Origin of the sequence: Actinomadura sp. NPDC048032, from assembly GCF_040653175.1 — a bacterium.
Taxonomy (GTDB): Bacteria; Actinomycetota; Actinomycetes; order Streptosporangiales; family Streptosporangiaceae; genus Spirillospora; species Spirillospora verrucosospora.
Genome location: NZ_JBEZJP010000505.1, coordinates 1 through 5,248 on the forward strand (window position 1 = coordinate 1; position 5,248 = coordinate 5,248).

Sequence of the window (5,248 nt, forward strand, 5' to 3'; positions counted from 1 at the left end):
CGGAGCAGGTAGTCGGAGGCGTTGAAGGTGTCGGGCGGGACCGGTGCGGTCGCCGTTCCAGCGGTCATCGAGGTCTCCCCTCGCCGGGAACCGTGGCCCCAATGCTCTACATAGATGAAACGACAGTCAATAGACTTGTGGAACGATGTCGGTTCCGGGCGCGGCCCGCGCGGCGCCGGCCGGACCCGCGCGATACTGGACGGCGCCCCGGCCGCCCCGCAGGCGGGCCGGCGCCCACCGGGGCCCAGAGGAGGAGCACATGGCCCGAACCGGCGAGGACGCGGCGCACCCGGAGCCGAGGTTCCGGCGTCGGCGCGAACTCGGCGCGGCGAGCGCGCGGTCCCTGCTGCTGACCGTGCTGGGCGAGTTCGTCCTGCCCGGCGGCGAGCCGGTGTGGACGGCGACGTTCCTGCGCGCGCTCGGGCTCCTCGGCGTCGAGGAGAAGGCCGTGCGGCAGGCGCTCGCCCGCAGCGCCGGGGAGGGCTGGCTCGCCGGGGAGCGGCACGGCCGCCGCACCGCCTGGCGGCTCACCCCGTCCGGGGAGCGGCTGCTCACCGACGGCACCGAGCGGATCTACGGCTTCGGCCGCCCGGGCGGCGCGTGGGACGGGCAGTGGCTCCTGGTGCTGGCCACCGTCCCGGAGACCAGCCGCCGCCTGCGCCACCTGCTGCGGACCCGGCTCGCCTGGAGCGGCCTCGGCAACCTCTCCCCCGGCGTGTGGGTCAGCCCGCACCCCGAGCGCGAGGCCGAGGTCCGGGAGGTCCTCGCCGAGATCGGCGTCGCCGACGCCTCCACCCTGTTCGTCGGACGGCTCGGCGACCTGGACGAGGCGCGGCGCGTGGCGCGTCAGGCGTGGGACCTGGACGAGATCGGGCTCGCCTACGAGGACTTCCTCGACGCCGTCGGCGCGCTGCGGCCCGCCGACGATCCGGGGACGTTCGCCGCGCACACCAGGCTCGTCCAGGAATGGCGCCGCTTCCCGTTCCTCGACCCCGGCCTTCCCGCGCCCCTGCTCCCCGACGACTGGAGCGGCGCCCAGGCGGTCGCGCTCTTCCACGAGCGGCACGACGCCTGGCGCCCCGTCGCCGACCGCCAGTGGAAGGCGTTGGGCGCCTGACGGCGGGCGGTGTGTAGGCGGCGCGTCCCCGGGAAGTCGGGTAGGGGCCGGTGTCGTCGATGGGAGTCGTGGAAATGGGCAGTCTGATAGGACGGAACCTGCTCGCCGGCGCGGAGTCCGACGTCGCCGCCGACTCCGGCTACGCCGACCCCCCGCCCCGCATGGGCTTCTTCACCGACACGTCGGTGTGCATCGGCTGCAAGGCGTGCGAGGTGGCCTGCAAGGAATGGAACGCCGTCCCGGAGGACGGCCTCGAGTTCACCGGCATGTCCTACGACAACACGCAGGGCCTCGGTGCCGACACCTGGCGGCACGTCGCGTTCATCGAGCAGAGCAAGCCGATCGGCCAGAACGAGAGCGGGGTCGACCACGGCGACGCGCAGGGCGGCGCACAGGACGCGGGCGGCATGCGCTGGCTGATGGCCTCCGACGTGTGCAAGCACTGCACGCACGCCGCCTGCCTCGACGTGTGCCCGACCGGGTCGCTGTTCCGCACCGAGTTCGGCACGGTGGTCGTCCAGGAGGACATCTGCAACGGCTGCGGCTACTGCGTGCCCGCCTGCCCGTACGGGGTCATCGACCAGCGCAAGGGCGACGGGCGGGTGTGGAAGTGCACCCTGTGCTACGACCGGATCAGCGTGGGGCAGGAGCCCGCGTGCGCGAAGGCGTGCCCGACCGACTCGATCCAGTTCGGCCCGCTGGACGAGCTGCGCGAGCGGGCGGCGCAGCGCGTCGACCAGCTCCACGGCCTCGGCGTCGAGGACGCGCGGCTCTACGGGCACGACCCGGACGACGGCGTCGGCGGCGACGGCGCCTTCTTCCTCCTGCTGGACGAGCCCGAGGTGTACGGGCTGCCGCCGGATCCGGTCGTCACCACGCGCGACCTGCCGTCCATGTGGCGGCACGCCGGAGTCGCCGCCGCCACGCTGCTCGGCGGGCTCGCCGCCGTCTTCGCCGCACACGGCCGCACGGGGGGCGCGCGATGAGCTCGTCGGAGGTCGGCAAGGAGGGCGTGCGCGGCGAGCGGCCCGGCCGGGAGGCCCAGATCGGCAAGGGCCTGGGCGGCCGGGGACGGCGCGGAGGGCGCCGGGGCGGGCGCGGCGAGAAGGCCATGGTGCCGGAGGCGGAGTTCACCTCCTACTACGGCAAGCCCGTCCTGAACCCGCCGGTGTGGAAGTCCCTCGACATCGCGGGGTACTTCTTCCTCGGCGGCCTGGCCGGCGCGGGGTCGGTGCTCGCCGCCGGCGCGCAGCTCACGGGGCGCCCGGCGGCCGCGCGGGCGTTGAAGATCTCCTCGCTGGCCGCGATCGGCGGGTCCGCGGCCGCGCTGGTCCACGACCTCGGGCGGCCGGAGCGGTTCTCCAACATGCTGCGCGTCATGAAGCCGACCTCGCCGATGAGCGTCGGCTCCTGGCTGCTGGCCGCCTACGGTCCCGCCGCGGGCGCCGCCGCCGTGCTGGAGGTGACCGGGCTCTTCCCGCGCCTCGGCCGCGCCGCCACCGCCGGTGCCGCCGTGCTCGGCCCGCCCGTCGCCGCCTATACCGCGGTGCTCGCCGCCGACACCGCCGTCCCCGCCTGGCACGAGGCGTACCGCGAGCTGCCGTTCGTCTTCGTCGGCTCGGCCGCCGCCGCGGCGGCCGGCATGGCGCTGGTCGCCGCGCCCGTCCGGGAGAACGCCCCGATGCGCACCGCCGCCGTGTTCGGCTCCGGTCTGGAACTGGCCGCGGCCGCGGTTCTGGAGCGCCGGGCCGGGCTGGCGGCCGAGCCGTACAGGCGGGGCAGGGGCGGGGTCTACATGCGCGCCGGCGAGGCCCTCTCCGCCGCGGGCGTCGCGGGATGCGTCCTGCTCGGCGGGCGCAGCCGGGTCGCGGCGGCCTTGAGCGGCGCGGCCCTCCTGGCGAGTTCGGCCTGCACGCGTTTCGGCGTCTTCCACGCGGGCGTGCAGTCGGCCGAGGACCCCAAGTACACCGTCGTTCCCCAGCGGGAACGCCTCGCCGCACGCGGCGGGGCGCCCCCCTCCTGAGGGTGCCGTCTTTCTGCAAGCCGATTGCAAATTTGCGCAAGCTCTTGACCTGACTGCAAGAAGAGAGCATTCTCGCGTTGCTCGCGGACGGCCGTCCACCCACCCCCCTCGGGCGCCCGCCAGGCGCCCCGTGACAGGAGTTCGCCGCCATGTCTGCCAACGACGCGCCACGCGCGGGAGCCCCCCGCGCGCGAGTCCCCCGCCGCCGGTCGCTGCTCGCCGCCGGCCTCCTCGTCCTCGCCGGGACGGCGCCCGTCGCCGCCCTGCTCCCCGACCGCCCCGCCCGCGCCGCCGCCTCCCTCAACGCGAGCGACGTCACCGCCAACCTCTGGGAGTGGAACTGGCCGTCCGTCGCCGCCGCGTGCACCGACCACCTCGGCCCCGCCGGGTACGGGGCCGTGCAGGTCGCCCCGCCGGCCGAGTCGGTCAGCCTGGCCTCGACCAATGACGGGGCCCACCCGTGGTGGGAGGTGTACCAGCCCGTCTCCTACGGCCTGACGAGCAGGCTCGGAACCCGCGCCCAGTTCTCCTCCATGGTGGCGGCCTGCCACAACGCGGGCGTCCGCGTCTACGTGGACGCGGTCGTCAACCACATGGCGGGCCACAACAACACGGTGAACACCACCTACGGCGGCTCCACCTTCGATCCCGGCGGGTTCGCCTACCCGGCCGTCCCGTACGGGTACGGCGACTTCCACCACGCCAACGACGGATACTGCGACGACGACGACGCGGGCATCGACGACTGGAACAACACCTCCGAGGTGCAGAACTGCGAGCTGGTCTCGCTGTCGGACCTGAAGACCCAGTCCGGCTACGTGCGCGACAAGATCGCCGGTTACCTCAACGACCTGATCGGCCTCGGCGTGGACGGGTTCCGGATCGACGCCGCCAAGCACATCGCCCAGGCCGACTTCGCCGCCGTCAGGGCCGCCCTGCACACCACCACCGCCGAGGGCAGGGCGCCCTACATCGCGCAGGAGGTCTTCCCCGGGTCGAGCACGGCCGACCTGAAGCCCTCGGCGTTCACCGGGAACGGCGACGTGCTCGGCTTCTCCTACGCTCAAGGCCTGAAGACCCAGTTCCAGAACGGGACGCTGTCCAACCTGTCCGGCATCCCGTCCTGGTCGCTGGACGCGGACGGCTCCCGGACCCACACGATGATCACCAACCACGACACCGAGCGGGACGGGTCCACGCTCAACTACAAGAGCGGCTCCGACTACACCCTGGCGACCTACTTCCTGCTGGCCTACCCGTACGGCAAGCCCTCGGTGTACGACGGCTTCACCTGGTCGTCGGCCGGGCAGTCGCCGCCCGCCGACGCCCGCGGGTTCGTCACCGCCGCGAACTGCTCGAACGGCTGGCAGTGCCTCACCCGCTCGACCGGGGTGAAGGGCATGGTCGGATGGCACAACGCGACCGCGTCCGCCACGTCGGTGGGTGACTTCACCGCCACCGCGGGGAACGTCATCGGGTTCAGCCGCGGCTCCCGGGGCTGGATCGGTCTCAACGACTCCTCCAACCCGTCCACCGCGTCCTACCGGACCGGGCTCGCGGACGGCGTCTACTGCGACGTCATCACCGGCGGCCTCGGTTCGAGCGGCTGCCAGGGCACCGCCGTCACCGTGGCGGGCGGGACCGCGACCGTGACGATCCCCGCGGGCGGCGCCGTCGCGATCCACGCGGACGCCCGGTCCGGACAGGCCCCACCGCCGACCTCCGCCCCCGGGACCGTCTCCGACACCTTCAACGTCAACGCCACCACCACCTGGGGCACGAGCGTCTACCTCGTCGGCGACGTCCCGGCGCTCGGCTCGTGGGAAACCTCCAAGGCGGTGAAGCTGTCCCCGTCCGGCTACCCGATCTGGAGCGGGTCGGTGACGCTGCCCGCCAACACCAAGATCGAATACAAGTACCTCAAGAAGACCGACGCCGGAGCCGTGACGTGGGAGAGCGGCGCCAACCGCACCTACACGACCGGCACGTCCGGCCGCACCGCCAACGACACCTGGCGATAGCCCGACCGCGGGCCTCGGCGACATCTCCGGCGGCCCGGCCGCCTAGCGGCACCCGGGCGGGCGCCGGGGCCCCTCCCCTGGCTCAAC

General features: G+C 73.8%; 4 protein-coding genes. All 4 read left to right on the forward strand.

All coding sequences use genetic code 11. From position 1 onward, the window contains the following. Positions 1-259: 259 nt before the first annotated feature. The 4 genes from AB0C69_RS37545 to AB0C69_RS37560 all read left to right on the forward strand — a co-directional run bounded on the left by AB0C69_RS37545 (position 260) and on the right by AB0C69_RS37560 (position 5,161). Positions 260-1,117 carry a PaaX family transcriptional regulator C-terminal domain-containing protein gene (locus AB0C69_RS37545; RefSeq protein WP_345183799.1) on the forward strand — a complete coding sequence of 286 codons (858 nt, stop codon included), beginning with the start codon at positions 260-262 and terminating at the stop codon, positions 1,115-1,117. 161 nt (positions 1,118-1,278) lie between these two features. Further along, positions 1,279-2,103, forward strand: coding sequence for a 4Fe-4S dicluster domain-containing protein (locus tag AB0C69_RS37550; RefSeq protein WP_353834984.1), 825 nt, complete (start codon positions 1,279-1,281; stop codon positions 2,101-2,103). Then, positions 2,100-3,140 (forward strand): NrfD/PsrC family molybdoenzyme membrane anchor subunit, encoded by a 1,041-nt coding sequence (gene nrfD, locus AB0C69_RS37555; protein ID WP_360360514.1) that lies wholly within the window; start codon positions 2,100-2,102, stop codon positions 3,138-3,140. Before AB0C69_RS37550 ends, nrfD begins: the two co-directional genes overlap by 4 nt. 149 nt (positions 3,141-3,289) lie before the next feature. Further along, positions 3,290-5,161 carry a carbohydrate-binding module family 20 domain-containing protein gene (locus tag AB0C69_RS37560; RefSeq protein WP_360360516.1) on the forward strand — a complete coding sequence of 624 codons (1,872 nt, stop codon included), beginning with the start codon at positions 3,290-3,292 and terminating at the stop codon, positions 5,159-5,161. Positions 5,162-5,248 lie beyond the last annotated feature (87 nt).